The 19,375-nt window shown below is 66.7% G+C and carries 14 protein-coding genes and 1 pseudogene; 13 read left to right on the top strand and 2 right to left on the bottom strand.

The genetic code is table 11. From position 1 onward, the window contains the following. From ABIC90_RS12485 to ABIC90_RS12425, 13 genes and pseudogenes are all read left to right on the top strand, one after another. Positions 1-688: pseudogene (locus ABIC90_RS12485) on the top strand (type VI secretion system tip protein VgrG); the annotation flags it as partial. Between the two features lie 31 nt (positions 689-719). Beyond that, the gene (locus tag ABIC90_RS12480; protein ID WP_354354429.1) at positions 720-3,053 is read left to right on the top strand and encodes a type VI secretion system Vgr family protein; all 2,334 of its coding nucleotides are present in this window, start codon (positions 720-722) and stop codon (positions 3,051-3,053) included. Between the two features lie 30 nt (positions 3,054-3,083). Next, entirely contained in the window at positions 3,084-3,524 is a 441-nt protein-coding gene (locus tag ABIC90_RS12475) for a hypothetical protein (protein WP_354354428.1), read from the top strand. Then, positions 3,521-6,205: a DUF2169 family type VI secretion system accessory protein gene (locus ABIC90_RS12470; protein WP_354354427.1), complete on the top strand. Its 2,685-nt coding sequence runs from the start codon at positions 3,521-3,523 to the stop codon at positions 6,203-6,205. The genes ABIC90_RS12475 and ABIC90_RS12470 overlap by 4 nt, the downstream gene beginning before the upstream one ends. Continuing rightward, on the top strand, positions 6,202-7,257 hold the full coding sequence (locus tag ABIC90_RS12465) for a pentapeptide repeat-containing protein (RefSeq protein ID WP_354354426.1): 1,056 nt from the start codon (positions 6,202-6,204) through the stop codon (positions 7,255-7,257). The genes ABIC90_RS12470 and ABIC90_RS12465 overlap by 4 nt, the downstream gene beginning before the upstream one ends. Positions 7,258-7,277: 20 nt before the next feature. Next, positions 7,278-7,979 carry a DUF3540 domain-containing protein gene (locus ABIC90_RS12460; protein WP_354354425.1) on the top strand — a complete coding sequence of 234 codons (702 nt, stop codon included), beginning with the start codon at positions 7,278-7,280 and terminating at the stop codon, positions 7,977-7,979. Between the two features lie 48 nt (positions 7,980-8,027). Beyond that, complete coding sequence (locus tag ABIC90_RS12455; RefSeq protein WP_354354424.1) at positions 8,028-8,411, top strand: DUF4150 domain-containing protein; 384 nt, start codon at positions 8,028-8,030, stop codon at positions 8,409-8,411. A 403-nt stretch (positions 8,412-8,814) separates the two neighbouring features. Further along, positions 8,815-11,196, top strand: coding sequence for a type VI secretion system Vgr family protein (locus ABIC90_RS12450; RefSeq protein ID WP_354354423.1), 2,382 nt, complete (start codon positions 8,815-8,817; stop codon positions 11,194-11,196). A 40-nt stretch (positions 11,197-11,236) separates the two neighbouring features. Beyond that, entirely contained in the window at positions 11,237-11,626 is a 390-nt protein-coding gene (locus tag ABIC90_RS12445; protein ID WP_354354422.1) for a hypothetical protein, read from the top strand. 55 nt (positions 11,627-11,681) lie between these two features. Continuing rightward, positions 11,682-14,270 (top strand): DUF2169 family type VI secretion system accessory protein, encoded by a 2,589-nt coding sequence (locus ABIC90_RS12440; RefSeq protein WP_354354421.1) that lies wholly within the window; start codon positions 11,682-11,684, stop codon positions 14,268-14,270. Continuing rightward, the gene (locus ABIC90_RS12435; protein ID WP_354354420.1) at positions 14,267-15,316 is read left to right on the top strand and encodes a pentapeptide repeat-containing protein; all 1,050 of its coding nucleotides are present in this window, start codon (positions 14,267-14,269) and stop codon (positions 15,314-15,316) included. The genes ABIC90_RS12440 and ABIC90_RS12435 overlap by 4 nt, the downstream gene beginning before the upstream one ends. Before the next feature lie 46 nt (positions 15,317-15,362). Then, positions 15,363-16,022, top strand: coding sequence for a DUF3540 domain-containing protein (locus ABIC90_RS12430; RefSeq protein WP_354354419.1), 660 nt, complete (start codon positions 15,363-15,365; stop codon positions 16,020-16,022). Between the two features lie 16 nt (positions 16,023-16,038). Then, positions 16,039-16,419 carry a DUF4150 domain-containing protein gene (locus tag ABIC90_RS12425; protein ID WP_354354418.1) on the top strand — a complete coding sequence of 127 codons (381 nt, stop codon included), beginning with the start codon at positions 16,039-16,041 and terminating at the stop codon, positions 16,417-16,419. A 22-nt stretch (positions 16,420-16,441) separates the two neighbouring features. On the opposite strand, the gene ABIC90_RS12420 is transcribed toward ABIC90_RS12425, so the two are convergent. Beyond that, a complete protein-coding gene (locus ABIC90_RS12420; RefSeq protein ID WP_354354417.1) occupies positions 16,442-17,254 on the bottom strand; it encodes a PP2C family protein-serine/threonine phosphatase in 813 nt (270 codons plus the stop codon). Continuing rightward, positions 17,247-19,337: a type VI secretion system-associated FHA domain protein TagH gene (gene tagH / locus ABIC90_RS12415; protein WP_354354416.1), complete on the bottom strand. Its 2,091-nt coding sequence runs from the start codon at positions 19,335-19,337 to the stop codon at positions 17,247-17,249. Before tagH ends, ABIC90_RS12420 begins: the two co-directional genes overlap by 8 nt. Positions 19,338-19,375: the final 38 nt, after the last annotated feature.

The raw sequence follows: 19,375 nt of genomic DNA, 5'->3' as shown, positions 1-19,375 counted from the left end.
CGGGGGCGAGACGCGCACGGTGACCGGCGGTGCCACCGAGACGGTGAGCAGCGGGGAGACGCGCACGATCACCGGCGGGGCGGTGGAGACCATCAGCGGCGGGGAGACGCGGCTGGTCAACGGCGGCATCGTGGAGACCGACAACGGCGATGTCTTTCTCATGGTGAACGGCAGCACCGTGCGGCTGGTGAGCGGTGCGGACATCCGCATCACAGCGGCCGGCCGCCTGGAGATCGTCAACGCCTTCGACGGCAAGCTGGTGCTCGGACCGCAATCGACCACGGTGACGGGCACCAAGACGGTGTCGGCGCCCAGCATGGTCTACAACAGCACCAACTACACGATCAACACCGTCAACTACACGCTCAACGCGAACGTGGCGGTCATCAATACGCCGGGCTACACGGGCAATGCCGCCGACCAGGGGTGGGTCGACCAGCAGAAGGACATCGTGTCGAACCGGCGCGTGCGGCTGTTCATCGCCGCCGCCGACTTCTTCGGCATCAAGGCGCAGGTGTCGGTGGTGAACACCATGCTCAGCGGCGTCTTTGCGAATTGGTCCTACCTCTTCTGGCTCGATGCGATCTTCAACATCAAGGTCAATGTGAAGAGCCGCGTCAAGGCGGGCACCGTCCAGAAGAAGGGGCCGTTCGTGCTCACGGTCAACCTCAAGCGAAACAAGAGATGAGCGCCGTTCAAGCAGAAGTGAGAGACACGCCATGGCAAGAATAGTCCGCGCCCACACGCCGCTCGGCGGCGACCGGCTGCTGTTTCGCGCCATGCACGGCAGCGAGGCCCTGTCGGCGCTGTTCGAGTTCGAGGTCGACCTGCTGAGCACCAGCCCGTCGATTGCCGCCGCATCGCTGCTGGGCAAGTCGATGGCGCTCGAAATCCGCACCGCTGCCGCGCCGCGTTTCCTGCACGGCGAGGTGACGCGCTTTGCGCGCATCGGGCGCGAGGACGGCATGGTGCGCCACACCGTCTACCGCGCGACCGTGCGGCCGTGGCTCTGGTACCTCACGCGGGCGAGCAACAACCGCACCTTCCAGGGTTGCACCGCGGTCGAGATGATCGAACAGGTGCTGGGCGCCTACGGCTATCCCTTCGAGAAAAAACTCTGCGGCGGCTACCGGGCCTGGGACTTCTGCGCGCAGTACGAAGAGACGGACTACGCCTTCGTCTGCCGGCTGATGGAGCTCGAGGGCATCTACTACTACTTCAAGCACACGCAAGGCCAGCACACGCTGGTGCTGGCGGACGACATGTCGGCGCACGACGAGCTGCCCGGCTACGCCTGCATCGACTATTTCGCGACCGACCGCCCCGTCACCGAGGACATCGAGGTGATCGACGACTGGCAGGCCACGGCCGAGGTGCGCTCGGGCAGCTACACGGTGGACGACTTCAACTTCACCATGCCGCGCGCGGACCTCGCGAGCGCCCGCGTGCAGCCCCTGGCCACCGACAACGCCGACTACGACATGTACGAATGGCTGGGCGACTACGGTGCCGCCGGCGACGGCGAACACTATGCGCGCGTGCGGCTCGAAGAAGCGCAGGCGCTGGCCGATCGCTGCACCGGCCACGCCACCGTGCTCGGCCTGGCGCCGGGCTACCGCTTCACGATGCGGGGCGCGCCGCGCGGCGACGACAACCGCGAGTACCTGCTGGTGTCGGTGCACTACGCCTTGCGCGAAGGCGGCTATGCCAGCAGCCCCGAGACGCGCGGCAGCTACGGCTTCAACTTCATGGTGCAGCCCTCGGACGCGCCGTTCCGCGCGCCGCGCCGCACGCCCATGCCGCGCACCACCGGCCCGCAGACCGCCACCGTGGTCGGCCCGCCGGGCGAGGAGGTCTGGACCGACGAATACGGCCGCGTGAAGGTGCAGTTCCACTGGGACCGCGTGGGTCAGAACAACCAGGACAGCTCGTTCTGGGTGCGCGTGTCGCAGGCCTGGGCCGGCGACGCCTTCGGCACCGTGCACGTGCCGCGCATCGGGCAGGAGGTGATCGTCGACTTCATCTCCGGCCGCATCGACCGCCCGATCGTGATCGGCCGCGTCTACAACGCCGAGCGGATGCCGCCGCTGGACCTGCCGGGCGAAGCCACGAAGAGCGGCATCGTGTCGCGCTCGACCAAGGGCGGCTCGCCGGCCAATGCCAACACGCTGGTGTTCGAGGACCAGCGCGGCGCCGAGCAGATCCTGCTGCATGCCGAGCGCCGGCTCGACGTCGAGGTGGAAGCCGACGAAACGCACACCACCGACAAGACGCGCACCACCCGCATCAAGGGCCACGAGTCGTCCACCTTCGAGGCGGGCGAGGAGCGCCACATCACCGCGGGCGCGCTGGAATCCATCGACGGCGGCGAAACCCGCACCGTGAACGACGGCGCCACAGAGACGGTCTCGGGCGGCGAGACGCGCACCATCACCGGCGGCGCCATTGAAACCATCAGCGGCGGCGAGACGCGTGTGGTCAACGGCGGCATCTCGGAGACGGTGAACGGCGACGTGATCGTCACGGTCAACGGCTCGGTGCTGCGGCTTGTGGCGGGCGCGGACATCCGCATCACAGGCAGCGGCCGGGTCGAGATCATCAACGCCTTCGACGGGAAGCTGGTGCTCGGCCCCGACAACACGGTGGTCGCCGGCCCGAAGACGGTGACCGCGCCCGACATCACCTACAACAGCACCGACCACACCGTCAACGTCACCAACTTCACGATCAACGCGGACGTGACGACCTACAACACGCCCAGCCAGACAGTGAACGCCGACAGCCAGACCTGGTACCAGCGCAACGTGAAGGAAGGCACGGGCTTCCAGGCCACGGCCACCCTGCTGTCCGCCGACGTGTTCGGCGTCAAGATCCTGACCTCGGGCCTCAACTCGATCAATTCGGGGGTGTTCGTCAATCTGTCGCTGATCAATTTCATCGACTGGGTCTGGCGCAAGGAAAACGTCTTCATCAAGATCAAGCAGGTGGCCGCGGTGGAGGTGGACGTGGCCCTGCAGGAAACGCAGACCGGCGACCTGAGCAACACCGAATGAAGCCCGCACCCCACGAAGGAAAAACGCCGCATGCCATGGTCTGAAATAGTGCTCGGCACGATGGGCGCGATCGCGATCGCGCTGGCCATCGCCATGTCTGTCTTCCTGGTGTGGAGCTCCGTGGCCACCAACGCCGAATACAAGCACGAGGAGCGGCACTGGGCGCAACTGCGCGGCCATGCACGGCACGGCGAAGCGGAGGTGCTGAGGCTCGCGCGCCCGCCCGGCCAGCTCACCAAGCGCAGCCGGCACGGCGCGGGCATGACCGCGGCCGAACTGCGCCTGGCCTTTCGCGACGAGCAGGGCGAACTGCGCGAGGCCACGCTCAAGACCTTCATCGACGAGGACCTGCTCTCGACCTTCGCCAAGGGCAGCAAGGTGCATGTGCTGTATTCCGACGCCGTGCCGCCGCTGGTGGCCATCGACCGCGATCGCTCGCAGGTCGAGATTCCGAGCACGGCCGCTTCATGAAGATCGTCAAGCCGCTGCGCATGAGCATGCTCACCCGCCCCTTCATCAAGGAGCGCCGGCACTGGCTCGCCATGACCGCGATCGTCATGACCGACGGCTTCGGCCGCGACGCGAAGGTGGTGCCCGAACCCGAGTGCTGGAAGACCTTTGCCGCCGAGCTCGGCGGCGAGTTCGCATTCGACCTGGGCATGCCCAAGGCCAACCCCGAGTTCCTGGTGACGGGAAACGCCTACACCTGCCACCAGAACGATCGCACGCAGAGCGCGGTGTCGGTGCGGGTCGGCCGACGCACCAAGGCGCTGCAGGTGTTCGGCGACCGCTTCTGGGTCGATGCACGCGCGAGCGCGCCCCAGCCCTTCGACACGCTGCGGCTCGATTGGCAGCACGCCTACGGCGGCCCCGGCTTCGCGGAGAACCCCGAAGGCATCGGCCACGCGGACGAGCTCGTCAACGGTGTGCGCACGCGGCGCCTGCCCAACATCGAGTTGCCGAACGCGCGGCTGCATCGTCCCGACCGGGAGGCGGTGCCCGCGGGCTTCGGCCCGGTCGGCATCGAGCGGCCCTCGCGCGCGCAGCGCCTCGGAAAGCAGTACGACGAGCACTGGCGGCAGAACCTCTTTCCGGGCTATGCACGCGACATGGACTGGAACTACTTCAACGCCGCGCCGCCGGACCAGTGGCTCGCGCCCGGCGACGGCGAACTGGCCGGCGCCGAGTTCGAGATCCTGAACATGCATCCGTCGTTGGCGGTGCAGCGGGGCCGCATTCCCGACTGGCGCGCACGCGGGTTCGTGGCGCGCGGCGCGCACCGCATGCAAGAGCTCGCCGGCGCGGCGTTCGACGACCTGCCGCTGAACCTGAGCACCGCATGGTTCTTTCCGCATCTGGAGCGCCTGGGCCTGGTCTATCACGGCGTGACCGAGATCGCCGAGGACGATGCCGCCGACATCAGCCACGCCATGATGGCGATGGAAGAGCGCAGCGCGCCGCCGCTGCCCCTTGCCGACTACCGCGAGGTGCTGATGCTGCGCAGCGAGTCCGAAGACCGCGCGCTCTACCTCCTGAGCGACGAGCAGCTGATGCCCGAGCACATCCTGGGCCCCTGGCCCGAACTGGACCTGGCCGCGCTGCCCCAGTCGCCCCTGCGGCGCAACATGCAGGCGCGCGCCGATCGCATGCGCTCCGAAGTGCGCGAGAAAGCGAAGCGGGACGGCGTGGACATGCGCCGCTTCGAGGCGCAAGAGAGCGATATGGCGGCGCCCAAGCCGCCCACCTCGATGCGCGAGTTGCCGGGCTACATCGAGAAGACGCGCGCCATGATCGCCACCCAGCGCGCGAAGATGGAAGAGGTGCGCGCAGAGATGGCGGCGGCCGCCGACGCCAACGCGGCCGAGTCGCGCAAGGCGGGCTTCGACACCTCCAGGCTGATGGGGCAAAGCACCGCTTCCAGGCAGAAGGGGCCGCCCAGAACCGACACATGGTCGCGCATCCAGAAGCTGCAGCAGTCGCCCGGCGCGCGCGCCATGCCGCAGGAGGCGGCCGATGCGTTGAAGCGCCTGTCCGTCGACGCAGGCGATCGGCTCATCGCCAACTACCGGCGCATGGCACAGCACCAGGATGCGGCCGATGCGATGTCGCCCGAGGCGGCGGCAGAGGCGCGCGCAGCCGCCGAACGCATTCTGGCGAGCAGCCGCGACTTCTCGGACCTGGACCTCACCGGCGCCGATTTTTCGGGCATGGATCTGCGCGCCACGCGCTGGCGCCGCACGCTGCTGGAGAGCGCCGACTTCAGCGGCTGCGTGCTCGACGACGCCGACTTCGGCGAGGCGCTGCTGGTGCGCGCGCGCTTTTCGCGCACCTCCTTGCGCGGGGCCGGTTTCGACAAGGCCAACATGGTGCTGGCGGTCTGCGAGAACGCCGACTTCGCGGGCGCCCGCTTCGACGGCACCCAGCTGGACGAACTGCGCGCCGAAGGCTGCGACTTCTCGGATGCGAAGCTGGACGACCTGACGCTGGACAAGGCCCGCCTGAGCGACTGCAGTTTCGACCGCGCGCAGCTTGTCTCGGTGGACTTTCTCGACGAGAGCGAACTGCACCGCATCAGCTTTGCCCATGCGCGTCTGCGCAAGGTCTCGTGGCACCAATGCGTCGTTTCCGGAATGGTCTTTGCGGGCGCCGCCCTCGACACCTGCGACTGGACCGACAGCGAATGCCGTGGCGGTGTCGACTTTTCGGACGCGCGGGTGGAGAGCACCTGCTTCGTCGGGGCCAGCAAACTGGGCGAGACAAGATTCCAGCGCGCGGTGCTGGTGGACTGCAACCTGCGCGACGCGCTGCTCGACGGCGCCGACTTCACCGGCGCGCGCATGGACAACACCGATTTTTCCAACGCCTCGATGCGCCTTGCCGTGCTGGTGGACGCCGATGCGCGGGAGTCCAGCTTCGTGCGCACCGATCTCACGGGTGCAACGCTGGCCGGCGCAAACCTGATCGGCGCGAACCTGCAGAAGGCCGTGCTCGCCTCGGCCAACTTTCATCGCGCAAACCTGTTCCAGGCCGACCTGGGCCAGTGCCTGATCGACGAGTTCACCCGCTTCGACGAGGCCTACACCGAGCAGGTGAAGACCGTGCCCAAGCGCGCGCCGCAACCGATGCAGCCGACACAGGCGGACAGGCCATGACGCCCACGCGCATCCAGGCGATGGTCCAGCGGGGCGACGAGGTCCGCGAGAAAAACCTCAAGGGGCTGGACTTCCGCGGGCTGGACCTGTCGGGCGGCATCTTCCTGTCGTGCGATTTCAGCGGCGCCGACCTGTCGGACGCAAAGCTCGAAGGCGGCATGTTCAACCAGTGCCGCTTCGCCGATGCGAACCTGGCCTCGGCGGCGCTGGGCGAATGCGTCTTCAGCCGCTGCGAGGCCCGTGGCGCGCGCATGCCCGGTGCCCGCATGGACGGCGTGATGTTCGACAGCTGCAACCTCACGGCGGCAGACTTCTCGGGCGCCGACCTGGGCCACACGACCTTCGATCACGCCGTGCTGGACGATGCCTCGTTCACCGACGTCCGCCTGGAAAAGCTCAGCGTCTATGCGTGTTCGCTGCTGCGCGCCGATTTCTCGCGCGTGCAGGTGCGCGCCACCTTCTACAGAACCGACCTGCGCTCGGCGGTGTTTGCCGGCTGCAGCTACGACAAGACCATCTTCATCGAGTCCAACCTGGCGGGGCAGGTGTTCGCCGGCCAGTCCTTCGAGAACTGCCAGTTCACCGACGCCGACCTGCGCGACTGCGACTTTCAGGGGGCGGCGCTCCTGCGCTGCAACTTCAAGGGCGCGTTGCTCGAAGGCGGCAACCTGCGCCGGGTGCAGGCGCCGCAGTGCCTGTTTCCGCAGGTGCGCATGAAAGGCGTGGCCTGCAACGGCGGCGTGTTCACGCAGAGCATCTGGAGCGACGCTGATCTGGAAGGCGTCGATTTCACCGGCGCCGACCTGGAACTGTGCGTTTTCCACCGCGCGCGCTGCGGCACGGCCGACTTCGGCGAATCGACGCTGACCTATGCCGATTTTTCGCATGCCGACCTGCACGACGCGGACTTCGGCGGCGCCACCTTCATGCGCACGAAGATGCACCGCGCGCTGACACAGGGCACGCGGTTTTCCGATCGCGGCGGCCTGCTGCCGAACGATCCCGATCTTTTCGCGGCCGAGGAATTCTCGGCACGACGAGCCAGACCCTGACAAGGACACCGAGGTTTCCCATGAACGTCACTTCCCTGAGATCGCACTCGATCCCCGAAGCCGCTGTTGTTGCTGCTGCCGCCGCTGGCACCGCGGAGGGCGGCGCCGTCAATGCGCTGGGGCGCGTCGCCTCGGCGCTGCCGGGCGGCCTCTACAGCGTGGAGAGCGAGGGCCGCGTGCTGCGCTGCCAGCGCGCCGCCAGTTGCCTGTTGCGCCCCGAGATCGGCGACCTGGTGCTCGTGAGCGGGCCCGATGCGAACCGCCTCTATCTCACCGCGGTGGCCGAGCAGGCCGATGCGCGCACCGCGCGGCTGGACGTGAGCGGCGACCTGACGCTGGCCTCCGAGCGCGGCGCCGTCAGCATCGAAAGCGCGACGCAGCTGTCGCTGGAGGGCCGTGAGGGCCTGCGCATGGGCACGCCGCAACTGGAGATCGACGCCGGCGCCGCCGACTGCCGCGTGGGATGCCTGGCCTACAGCGGCGAGGAAGCCGAGGTCAGGGTGCTCAGCATCCGCGTGATCGGCCGCGTGTACGAAGCCATCGTCGACCGGCTGGTGCATCTGAGCAAGACGGCATTCCGGATGACCGAGGGCATCGACCAAGTGCGCGCCTCGCACATCGACTACCAGGCCAGCGAGATGGCGCGGCTGCACGGCAAGAACACGGTGGTCACGGCCAAGGACCTGATCAAGGCCGACGCCAGCCAGATCCACATGGGCTGAGCGACAGCAGAGCTTTCAGTCTTATCGATAAAAAACAAGGAGACACGCATGTTTGCAAACTGCCAGTTGATGGGCATGGACCTGGCCATCCCCGACGTCTGCAAGACGCCGGCCATTCCGATCCCGTATCCCAACTTCGCGCTGGGCCCCACGGCCATTCCCAAGGCCTGGAACATCCTCTACCTGTGCACGCCCGCGCACAACCTGGCCACGCGCACGCCGATCACCTTCGGCGACAACGCGGGCATCGGACTGGGCGTGGCGGTGCAGAGCGTGATGGGGCAGTCGCAGCACACGCTGGGTGCGTTCACGCTGCTGGTCAAGGGCTCGGCGCAGACGCGCCTGACGAGCATGACGCGGCAGAACCGCGGCAATGCGATGGGCATGCGCATCGTGCCGAGCCAGCCCAAGATCCTGGTGCTGATGGCCTGAAGGCGCGAGAGGAAATAAAGCGAAGAGGCCTCCGGTTGCGCCGCGCGCGGCAACGGCAGCGACAGCGGCTTGTAGTGCTTTTTTACCTGTTGCGCCCGGGCGCATCACATCGCATCATCTGTTGCAGCGCGACCGCACGTCAAAGCGGCTCGCAGCGAACCGTGGCATTACATCGAATTACAACGCCGGCGCCCTGGTCGGGCATGGTGACGGTGTACCGCCATAGAGTTGGATGGACGGGTGATCGGCGCGAAATCCACGCGCGCGATCCTGAACCGGCTGAGCGAGCCGACCATCAGTGGCACGGTCATTGCACGCACTTCGAAGGCGTGCAACCGCGTGCGGCGGATGGCGATTTTCGCGACGGTTTTTCTGGACGTTGAGCGCAGAAAGGGAGTCACACATGGCCAGAGTAGTCACGGCACATACGCCGTTGGCAGCGGACCAGCTGCTGTTTCGTTCGATGCACGGCAACGAAGGGTTGTCGGAGTTGTTCGAGTTCGAAGTCGATCTGTTGAGCCCCAATACCTCGGTCGACATGAAGTCGGTGCTCGGCAAGCCGCTGACGCTGGAGATCGTGACCATCGACGGCACGCCGCGGTATCTCAACGGCCAGATCACGCGCTTCACCATGATCGGCCGCGAGGAAAGCTCCTCGCGCTATGTCGTGTACCGGGCCCTGGTGCAGCCCTGGCTCTGGTACCTCACGCGCACCAGCGACTGCAAGATCTTCCAGAACAAGTCGGTGGTCGACATCCTGGACGAAGTGCTGGGCGAGTACGGTTTTGCCTTCGAGAAAAAGCTCAGCGCCACCTACCGCCAGCGCGACTACTCCGTGCAGTACCAGGAGACCGACTTCGCATTCGTGAGCCGGCTCATGGAGCACGAAGGCATCTACTACTACTTCAAGCACGAGAAGAACCAGCACACCCTGGTGCTCGCCGACGACATGGGCGCGCACGACACGCTGCCGGGCTATCCGCGCATCGGCTACCTGGCCGCCGACCGCGTGGGCGATCCGGGCCGCGAAGTGATCGACCAGTGGGAGGTGACCGAGGAGATCCGCCCGGGCACCTTCGTGGTCGACGACTTCGACTTCAAGAAGCCCAAGGCCGACCTGCTCAACACCCGCAGCCAGCCGCGCGGCAACGACCACGGCCAGTACGAGATGTACGAATGGCTCGGCGGCTACAGCGACGCCGGACAAGGCGAGCACTACGCGCGCATCCGCCTGGAAGAGGCGCAGGCGCAGGCCGAAGTCGACACCGGCCACTCCAACGTGCGCGGCATGGCCCCGGGCTACCGCTTCACCATGCAGAACGCGCCGCGCGACGAGGACAACAAGGAATACCTGATCGTCTCGGTGACCTACAACCTGCGCGAAGGCGGCTACGCGACCGGCTCTCCGGACGGCGTGTACAGCTTCAACTTCGGCGTGCAGCCCACGTCCTTTCCGTTCCGCGCGCCGCGCGTCACGCGCATGCCGACCACGCACGGGCCGCAGACCGCCACGGTCGTCGGCCCGCCCGGCGAAGACATCTGGATCGACAAGTACGGCCGCGTGAAGGTGCAGTTTCGCTGGGACCGCTACGGCCAGCGCAACGAGGACAGTTCGTGCTGGGTGCGCGTGTCCAGCGCGTGGGCGGGCTCCAACTTCGGCGCGGTCAACCATCCGCGCGTGGGGCAGGAGGTCATTGTCGATTTCATCGCCGGCTGCCCCGACCGGCCCATCATCATCGGCCGCGTCTACAACGCCGACCAGATGCCGCCGCTGGAGCTGCCGGCGAAGGCGACGGTCAGCGGGTTCATCAGCCGCACGATCAACGGTGACGGCGAGCTGGCGAACCACTTCGTGATCGACGACGACCCGGGGTGCGAGTCGATCAAGATCCATGCGCAGAAGGACTTCACGCTGGAGGTGGAGAACAACGAGATGCACACGGTGGAGGGCAACCGCACCACCCACATCCACAAGAACGACGATCTCACCGTGGACCAGGCGCGGACCACGACGGTGAACAACGGCCTCGATCACGCGATCTACAAGTCGGGCTCGAAGCTGGAGGTGACGAAGAAGGCCGAGCACTTCTTCAACACCGGGATCGAGATCACGACCAAGGGCGGCGCGAAAGAAACCGTCCAGACCGGGACCTCCGAAGTCATCGTGCCGGCCGGGCAGCGGCACGAGACTTTCAAGAGCGGATTCCTGGTCGAGGTCGAAGGCGGCATGGAAGAAAAGGTCAAAGGCGAATCCAAGCTCACGGCGGAGGATGCGCTGCGCACGGAAAGGTACAACTCAGGCTGGGATCGGAAGGTCACCGGCGCAGGCGTCGACCACATCACCTCGACGCTCACGGAAACCATCGATGGCACGCACACGTCGACCGTGACCGGCGGCGACTACGTGGGCAAGGCGAAGAGCGTGTACATCGAATCTACGGCAGGCAACGTGGAGATCAAGGCCAAAGGCGACGTGATCATCGAGGGCGAGCACGTCAAGCGCATCAATCGGGCAAGCATCTGGGACTCAGCGCCAACGCGGTTCACAAGCTCGGGCCTGAACGTCGGGGCCAGCGGCGCGATCACCAGCAGCGCGGGCATCGCCAACTTCAACAACGGGATCCAGATATCGACCAACGGCGCCAAGGGCGAACTGTTCGGCATCAGCTATGCCTTCGGCCTGTACACGACCACGCAGACGATCGCCCATACGGGCAATGCCGGCTATGACGTCAACATGGGCGGCGTGCTGCTGTACTTCAAGATGCTGACTGGCATTGCCTGATGGCACTTCGCGCGTCGTACCGTCTTCCCGGATGATGGCCATGGCTTCGAGCAATTTCTGGTACCTCCTCATTCCGCTGGCCGCGCTGGTCGTGGTGATATCCGGCGCGTTCGGCGTCATGAAGCTGCAAAAGGCATCGAATGGCAGGGCAGCGGGCGCCGATCGCGCCGCGCATGTGTTGCGTGTCGGCTTGCCGACGACAGCCAAGGTGCTGGACAGCACCGATAGCAGGACACGCATCGACCGTATCTACATACTCACCCGCCTGCGCCTGCATGTCGATGCAGTGGGAGGGTTGCCGGGTTTCGAAGCGGAGCTCACGGTGCCCCTGTCGCCAGTGAAGATGCCGCAGTTCGCACCGGGCCGCACGGTGCAGGTCAAGGTGGACCCGGCCACGCGCGACATCGCCATCGACGAGCCGAGGCAATGAAGATTCCGCATACCTTGCTCGCCGCCGAGCCATCGCGAAAGGGCCGCAGCGCTTCATGAAAACGGTCAAGCCCTTCCGTCTCAGCACATTGACGCGTCCCTACCGTTGGCAGGGACGCGATACGCTGGGCGTTTCGGTGCTCGGGTTGGTCAGCCTGGAAGCACAACCGATGCTGCTGCCAGAGCAGGAGCTCTGGCAGTTGGCGGCCGAGGAGATCGGGTCCGGCAATGTATTGGATCTCGGGGTTCCGAAGCTGGTGCCTGAAATGCTCGTGAGCGGCCATGCGTACACCGCCCATCAGCAAGAAAAGACAATCTGCGCCGTCAAGGTTCGGCTTGCCGAAAGAGAGAAGGCGCTGATCGTGTCCGGCGACCGTTTCTGGCTCGATGGCCGCGCCACCGCGCCGCAGCCGTTCGAAAGCATGAGACTCGACTGGGCGCATGCGTACGGCGGCCCCGATGTTCCCGAGAACCCACAGGGAATGGGCCGGGTCGACGAAATGGTCAACGGCGTGCTCGTGCGGCGTGTGCCCAACGTGGAGGCGCCGGATGCACGCATGGCCTCTCGCGGTCAGCACGTCCGCTCCGCCAGCATGGGCGCGATTCCGCCGGACTGGCCGCAGCGCATGCGACTGCTGGGGACCGCATACGGACAGCAGTGGCTGCAGGAGCAGTATCCGGGCTTCGCCGACGACATGGACTGGCGGTTCTTCAATGCCGCGCCGCCCGACCAGCGCTGGCCCGATATGGCCGAACTGCCGGCAGGCGCCGGGTACGAGATCTGGAACATGCATCCCACCGAGCCGGTGCTGCGTGGCGCCTTGCCGCGCTGGCGGGCGCGGTGTTTCGCGAGCTGGCAGAAGGACGGCGGCGAACTGCAGGAAGCGCCGCTGCGCCTGACCACCGCATGGTTCTTCCCCCACGTGCGGCGCGCGATCCTGATCTGGCATGGAAGCTTCGCGATTGCCGAAGACGATGCGGCGGACGTGAAGCATCTCATGCCGGCGCTCGAACTGGAGGCAGAGTCGAGGCCTCTCTCGCATTACGAGGCGGTGCTGCGGCTGCGCCTGGACCCCGAGACTGCGATTCACGCGGTGCGCGATAGCGACCTCGTACCCAAGTCTGTCATGGGCGCATGGGCGGCAGACCAGATGCCCGACGTGGCGAATCGTCCCACGGTGCGCAACCAGCGGGCTGGCCAGCTCCGCGACTACGAGACGCGGCGCGCAAAGCTGGAAAGCGAAGGGCTCGATCCCGACAAGTTTCTGCCACCACCCGTACTGCTCGAGGGCACGCTGCAACTGGAGGATCTGCCGGAATACAGCGCGCGGGCCGAGCAGAAAATTTCGCAGGCCCGCGACGAGCTCAAGGTCCGCAGCGAAACGATGATGGCGGAATTGGGCGTCGAAGGCTCCGATCTCGCAGATGCGACAGGGCGTCGCCGCTTCGATCCCGACCAGATGATCGAGGAGTTGGCCCGGATCGAGGAGTTCGGGCGGCAGGGCCGGCCTGAGAGCATCGAGGAGGCAGCCCAGGCGGTGCTGGAGCGCGAGCGTATGGCCTCGCAGATTCGCCAGGGGCATCTCTACACGGCCCATCTGCTCGATCCGGCCCCGGCGATGACCACTTTCCGCGCTGCCAAGCTGCGTCGGCGCCTGGGTGCCGCCGAGCCGGGACAGCGCCGGTTCGCCGGTGCGAATCTCACAGGCGCCGATTTGTCGGACATGGATTTGAGCGGTGCCGATTTTTCGGGCGCGAATCTCGAGGACGCCAACCTTGCCGGCGCACGCCTGGATGGATGCGATTTCACGCGGGCCGTGCTCGCGCGCGCGCGGCTGGAGCGTGCGACGCTCACCAACGCGCGGCTCGATCACGCGAATCTCGGTGGCGCGCAATGCGACGGCGCGAACTTCGGTGGCGCGAGCCTGCGCCATGCGAACTGCCACAAGACGGTCTTTCGCGCCTGCGTGCTGGCCGATGTGGAGTTCGAGACAACGAACACCCATGAAAGCGTCTGGCAGCAATGCGACTTGCGGCGTTCTCGGTGGCAGCAGGTCGCGATGATGAAGATGACGCTTGAAGATGTCTCTTTCGACGAAGCGAAATTCCGGCAGATGGGATGGATCGAATGCACGCTGAAAGGCGTGTCCTTCGCACATGCCACCATGAACAGTTGCGGCTTTGTTGCAATCAGCGGATCGGAGGGGCTCGATTTCACGGGCGCCACGCTCACTGGCTGCAGCTTCTCGAACGACAGCACGCTGGCCGGCGCGGTGTTGCGCGACGCAAGCTTCAAGCACTGCGGTCTGCGCGGCGTCGCACTGACGGGCGCCGACCTGAGCGGCGCGCGGCTCGACGGGTGCGATTTTTCCAGCTGCGATCTGCGTCGTGCGCGGCTCGATCGGCTGGACGGCGGTGAAAGCCTGTTCGTGCGCGCCGACTTCTCGGGAGCTTCGCTGATCGGCGCGAACTTCATCGATGCCAATCTTTCCAAGGCGGATCTGCGCATGGCGGACTTCCACAAAGCCAATCTGTTCCGCGCGGACGTGTCGCAAGCCATCATGGATGGTTCGACACGGCTGGACAGTGCCTATACCCACAACGCCAAGGTGTGGCCTGCCCGCCGCACCGAGACGACTCGATGACGCGTGACGAACTGCTGGACAACATTCACCATGGTGTGGCTGTGACCGATCTGGACTGCAAAGGCTGGGACCTGCGTGGACTCGACCTTTCGGGGGCGATGTTCGAGCGCGTGGATTTCAGCGGCGCACAGCTTGCAGGCTGCAGCCTGGAAGACGGCACCCTGTCCAACTGCGCATTCGTTCGCAGCGATCTGAGCCATGCGCGGCTCAAGGACGCGCGCTTCTTCCGAAGCCGTCTCGAGGCGGCGCATCTCGATCACGCGTTCGTGCAGGATGCCTCGTTCATGGAGTCGGTGCTCGACGATGCCGTGTTCGAGGGCGCGTGCCTGGAGCGGGTGGCGTTCTTCAAATGCCGGATGTCCCGGATGAACCTGCGCACGCGCCGGTGCGATCGCGTCACGGTGGGCGAATCCCAGGTGGACCAGTTGGACTGCACCGGCGCCTCGCTGACATTCGCGACCTTCTTCCAGATGGATCTTCGCCAGGTGGAACTGAGTGGAGCGCGGTGCGAGAGCTCGACGTTCATGGAGTGCGATCTCACGGGCCAGCGTCTCGCGGGGCAGGAGTTCGTGCTCTGCCAGTTCACCGACAGCCGCATGGACGGCGTGGACTTCAGCAGTGCGGTGCTGACCCAGAGCAATTTCAAGGGGGCGCAGCTCCGCAAGGCGAACTTCTCCGGCGTTGATGCGTGCCACACCCTGTTCCCCGAAGCCGACATGAGCGACGCGAACTGCAGCTGCGGGCGCTTCGATCAATCGATCTGGGCCGACGCAGTAATCGAACGCGTCGACTTCGGCGAAGCGCGACTGCCGCTGAGTGTCTTTCATCGTGCACGCTGTAGCGGCGCAAATTTCCATGGCGCCGAGCTGCAGGACGCCGACTTTTCCCATGCGGAGCTCGTGGACGTCGACATGCGCAGCGCAAACTTTCTTCGCACGCGCTTCCACCGTGCGATGCAGAAGGGGGCTCGTTTCTCGGGACGCGGCGGCATCATCGAGAACGATCCGGACCTGTTCAAAGCCCAGGCATGGAGCGATGGCCACTGAAGCGCCGCCCTGTGTTTGCCAACCCACATCAAGAAGGAAATAGATCATGAACGTCGTTTCACTGCGTGCAGCCCTGAATGAACCGACTCCGGTCCATTTCATGGGGCGGCTCTCCACGCTGATGCCGGACGGGCGGATCGCCGTCGAGGACGAGCAGGGCGCGGCGTGGCTGTGCCGTCGCGCTGCGAGCTGTCTGCTCAGGCCCGGTGTCGGAGACCTTGTGCTGGTATCGGGCCCGGACAGCTCCAGAGCCTATTTGATTGCGGTGATCGAACAGGCCGATGGGTCGGTAAGCCACATCGACTCAGCCGGAGAGCTGAAGCTGGGCGGGCAGGCCGGCGTGTCCATCGAGAGCGCCGGGGACGTTCGCATCCAAAGCGGCGCCACACTGGACATGAAGAGTCTTGAATGGGGCTTGCGCGCCGGCCAGGGGCGCTGCCACGTCGACGAGATGCGTTATACGAGCCAGGCGGTCGATGCGACGGTGGGGCGTTTTCGCCTCGTCGGGAAGGTGTTCGAAGTCGTGGCCGATCGCATCGTCCAGATGGCGCGCAATGCGCTGCGGCTGGTGGACGAGATCGACCAGGTTCGCGTGGGCCATCTGGACTGCAAGGCAACCGAAACGGTACGGATTCATGGCAACCACACCGTGATAACCGGCAAGGACCTTGTCAAGGTCGATGCCGCGCAAATCCACATGGGCTGACAAGGGAGATCAAGCGATGTTTGCCAATTGCCAGCTGATGGGAATGGACTTGGCCTTCCCGGACGTGTGCAGGACACCCGTTCCCATTCCTTTTCCGAACATGGCCCTCGGCCCCATGGCCTTACCCAACGCCTGGAACATCCTGTTCATGGCGATGCCGGCGCACAATATGGCGACCACCACGCCCATTACCTTGGGCGACCAACCTGGGGTGCTGGGGGGGGTGGTGTCGCAGACCTTCATGCAGCAGTCGCGTCACATCACCGGTGCGTTCACCGTGCTCCTCAAGGGGACCCCCGCGACGCGCGTGACAAGCATCACGGTGCAAAACCGCTGCAACATGGTCGGCATGCGGGTCGTGCCGAGCCAGTTCAAGGTATTGATTCTCGCGCCCTGACTGTCCACCCTGGGGCGGCGTGCTAAGCCGCGGCCCGCGGCGCCGCCGTCCCCGCCAGCGTCACCTGCTGCGGAAACCCCACCCACACCGCCAGCGCCGAATAGTTGTCGCGCGACTCGTCGGCCTTGGCTTCGGCGGCGCGGCGAAGCAGCGCGAGCCATTCTTCGGCGCTGTCGGCCAGTTGCAGCGACCGCTCCATCACCTGCTGCGAGATCAGCTGCCAGAGCCCGTCGGTGCACAACAGGAAGGCATCGCCGTCGGCCAGGCGCTGCGGCGTCGACACCGTGGTCTCGGCCGTGGCGCGCGCACCGAGCGCGCGGTACAGCAGGTTGGTCTTGACCAGGCGCTCGCCGCCGTTGGCGCCGTTGCCCAGCGCCGCCTCGCCCGAGCGTTCGGAGAGGCTGTGGTCTTCGGTGCGCTGCATCAGCGCGCCGCGTCGAAACCAGTAGAGGCGGCTGTCGCCCACGTGCGCCCAGCAGGCCTGGCCGGTGGCGCGGTCGACGAACAGCGAGACGATGGTCGCGCTCATGCGGCTCTGGTCGGCCAGCTCGCGCTGCCTGGCCAGGATGGCGTCGTTGGCGCGCTTGACGGCATCCTTGATGTCCTCGGCCGCGACCGACGGATTGGCCACGAAGGTGTTGAGCGCGGTGTCGACCGCGATGCGCGCGGCCACCTCGCCGCCCGCGTTGCCGCCGACGCCGTCGCTCACGACGAAGCAGGCGCTGTATTCGTCCAGGTGATAGCCGATGGCGTCCTGGTTGCCGGAGCGCTCGCCCACGCAGGAGAACTGCGAGGTCGAAATCGGAACCGCGAAGGCGCGGGTGGCTTCAAGCACGGCGTGCCTCCTTCAAGCGTTCCATCTCCTTGTCGTAGGCCTGCTGGAACGCGCGGCCGAACACGGCCTGGAAATCGTCCTCGACGGCGGCGGTGGTCTCGGCGTGCAGCTGCTGCATCTGCCGCCACAGGCGCGCCTCACGGCCGCCGGGCAGCAGCTTCTCGCCCAGGCTGCCGTCGTGCGGCGTGGTGGTGGTGAGCGCCGCGGGGTCGAAGCGCTTGAGCACGGTGAGCAGCGCCGCGCGCATGCCGGCCACCATGCCCAGCTGGTGCGATTGCAGGTCGCCGAGCGCGTCGTGCACGGCGGCCTCGGGCGTGAGAAAGCCGGGCATGCGTGCGCCGAACATCTGCATCAGCACGGCGCGGCCGTTGGGAAGGATCTTGAACGGGTTGTTCTCCTCGTCCACGATCATCGTGATCTCGGCGCGCACTTCGCGCTTGAGCATCGCGCGCGACGACAGGAGCTCGATGGTGCCGTCGGTGAACGCACGCATGAGCCGGCCGAGGCGGCGCATGGCCTCCACGTCCAGCGGCTGCTGGCCGGCGACGTCGGGCACGCCGGCGCCTTCAAGGAAAGCCTGGAAGAGCTCTTCCGGAGAGGGCGATGAAGCTGATGCAACCGATGAGCCGGAGGAAGCCGGCGATGGCTGCGGTGCGGCCGCTGCCTTTGCCGCAGGCGGCGCGGCAACGGGTGGGGGCGCTGGCTCGACTGCAACGGGTTCAGGGCGCGCGATGTCGACGGGCGGCGCGACGTCGACCGGCGGTGCGATGTCGGCACGGGCCGCGGCAACCGGCGGTGGTGCGGGCGGAGGAGGGCTTTGGGGCTCGACCGGCGCGGGTGCCGGAGGAGGCGGCGGCGGCGGAGGTGGTGGCGGCGCAGGCGGAGGCGCCTCCACCACCACCGGCTTCGCCACCGGCGCATCGAAGGCCACCGGGTTCGGCGGCCTGAACTGCGCGCCCACTTCGCGCGCATGGTTCGAATGGCTGTATCCCTGCACCGCGGGCGGCTTGCCCAGCAGGTCGAGGGCCGGGTGCATGTCGTTGAGCGGGTTCTCGTGCGTCAGCGCGGTGGGGCGCGGATCGGACAGCGGCGAGTGCGCGTTGTTGTCGGATGCGAAGAACGACAGCGGGTCCATGCCGCGCTTGAGCGCGATGTCGGACATGTCGTTGCCGGCCCTGCCGGGGTTCAGCTCGGCGAGCGGGTCGACCGGGTTCCTGCGCGCCTGCGACGGTAGCTCGAAAGGCTCGTGCGCCATCGGGTCGGGCATGGGCGCCGGGGTGCTGTCGACGCGGCGCGGCGCGTTGGCCAGAATGGCGTCCCAGTCGGCCGCGGAAGGGATCTGCGAGGCGCTGGGCGCGGGTGCGTTGGCGAACACCGGCAGCGGAGCGGGGGCGGAGACCGGCGCGGAGACGGGCGAAAGGGCAGGCGCCGCGATGGGCGCGGCGAATGGCTCGCGCGGCGGCGGTGGTGCGTAGACCGGGGCCGGTGCAGGCGAGGGTGCTGGTGCTGGAGCAAGTACGGATGCAGGCGCCGGCGAGGCCGGCTGCGCATCGCCGATGGGCAACGTGCCTTCGCCGAACAGGTCCGCGAACACGTCGGAGCCCGGCGAGGCCGGCATCATCGCGCTCGCCCCACCCATGGGGTTCGGCGGCATGGCCGATGACGGAAACACCGTGGGCGGCACATCGAGCACGGGCGCGGGTGGCGCGGAGGGCACAGGAGCGGGGGCCGGCGGGAACGACGGCGCGGCCGCGACGCTCGCCGCGCGCTGCGCGCTCGCGGCCTCCAGCACATAGGTACCGATCGCCACGAGGTCGCCGTCGGCCACGCGCGATTCTTCTTCATGGCGCAAGGTCTGTCCGTTGACGCTGATCGGCAGCACCGCGCTCATGTTGCGCAGCACCGCCACGCCTTCATCGTCGAAGCGCACGGTGGCCTGCAGACGCGAGATCTGCCGCTGTTCGTCGGGCAGCACGAGGTGGTTGTCGGGGCTTCGGCCTATGGTTCCACCGGGTGCCGCGAGCAATGCCGACGGCCCCGCAGTCACCGGCCTGCCGGCATGTTCGATCACCGTCCAGCGCATGTCTTCTCCCTGTTCATCTCTGGCTTGGGCCGTTGCCT

Origin of the sequence: Variovorax boronicumulans, from assembly GCF_040544675.1 — a bacterium.
GTDB lineage: Bacteria > Pseudomonadota > Gammaproteobacteria > Burkholderiales > Burkholderiaceae_C > Variovorax > Variovorax boronicumulans_D.
The sequence above is the reverse complement of the archived record's forward strand: the minus strand, read 5'-3'. Positions and strand labels throughout refer to the sequence as shown.

Coding starts and splice junctions, on each gene's coding strand:
- ABIC90_RS12480 (WP_354354429.1), top strand. CDS start 720: ATGGCAAGAATAGTCCGCGCCCACACGCCGCTCGGCGGCGACCGGCTG.
- ABIC90_RS12475 (WP_354354428.1), top strand. CDS start 3,084: ATGCCATGGTCTGAAATAGTGCTCGGCACGATGGGCGCGATCGCGATC.
- ABIC90_RS12470 (WP_354354427.1), top strand. CDS start 3,521: ATGAAGATCGTCAAGCCGCTGCGCATGAGCATGCTCACCCGCCCCTTC.
- ABIC90_RS12465 (WP_354354426.1), top strand. CDS start 6,202: ATGACGCCCACGCGCATCCAGGCGATGGTCCAGCGGGGCGACGAGGTC.
- ABIC90_RS12460 (WP_354354425.1), top strand. CDS start 7,278: ATGAACGTCACTTCCCTGAGATCGCACTCGATCCCCGAAGCCGCTGTT.
- ABIC90_RS12455 (WP_354354424.1), top strand. CDS start 8,028: ATGTTTGCAAACTGCCAGTTGATGGGCATGGACCTGGCCATCCCCGAC.
- ABIC90_RS12450 (WP_354354423.1), top strand. CDS start 8,815: ATGGCCAGAGTAGTCACGGCACATACGCCGTTGGCAGCGGACCAGCTG.
- ABIC90_RS12445 (WP_354354422.1), top strand. CDS start 11,237: ATGGCTTCGAGCAATTTCTGGTACCTCCTCATTCCGCTGGCCGCGCTG.
- ABIC90_RS12440 (WP_354354421.1), top strand. CDS start 11,682: ATGAAAACGGTCAAGCCCTTCCGTCTCAGCACATTGACGCGTCCCTAC.
- ABIC90_RS12435 (WP_354354420.1), top strand. CDS start 14,267: ATGACGCGTGACGAACTGCTGGACAACATTCACCATGGTGTGGCTGTG.
- ABIC90_RS12430 (WP_354354419.1), top strand. CDS start 15,363: ATGAACGTCGTTTCACTGCGTGCAGCCCTGAATGAACCGACTCCGGTC.
- ABIC90_RS12425 (WP_354354418.1), top strand. CDS start 16,039: ATGTTTGCCAATTGCCAGCTGATGGGAATGGACTTGGCCTTCCCGGAC.
- tagH (WP_354354416.1), bottom strand. CDS start 19,337: ATGCGCTGGACGGTGATCGAACATGCCGGCAGGCCGGTGACTGCGGGG.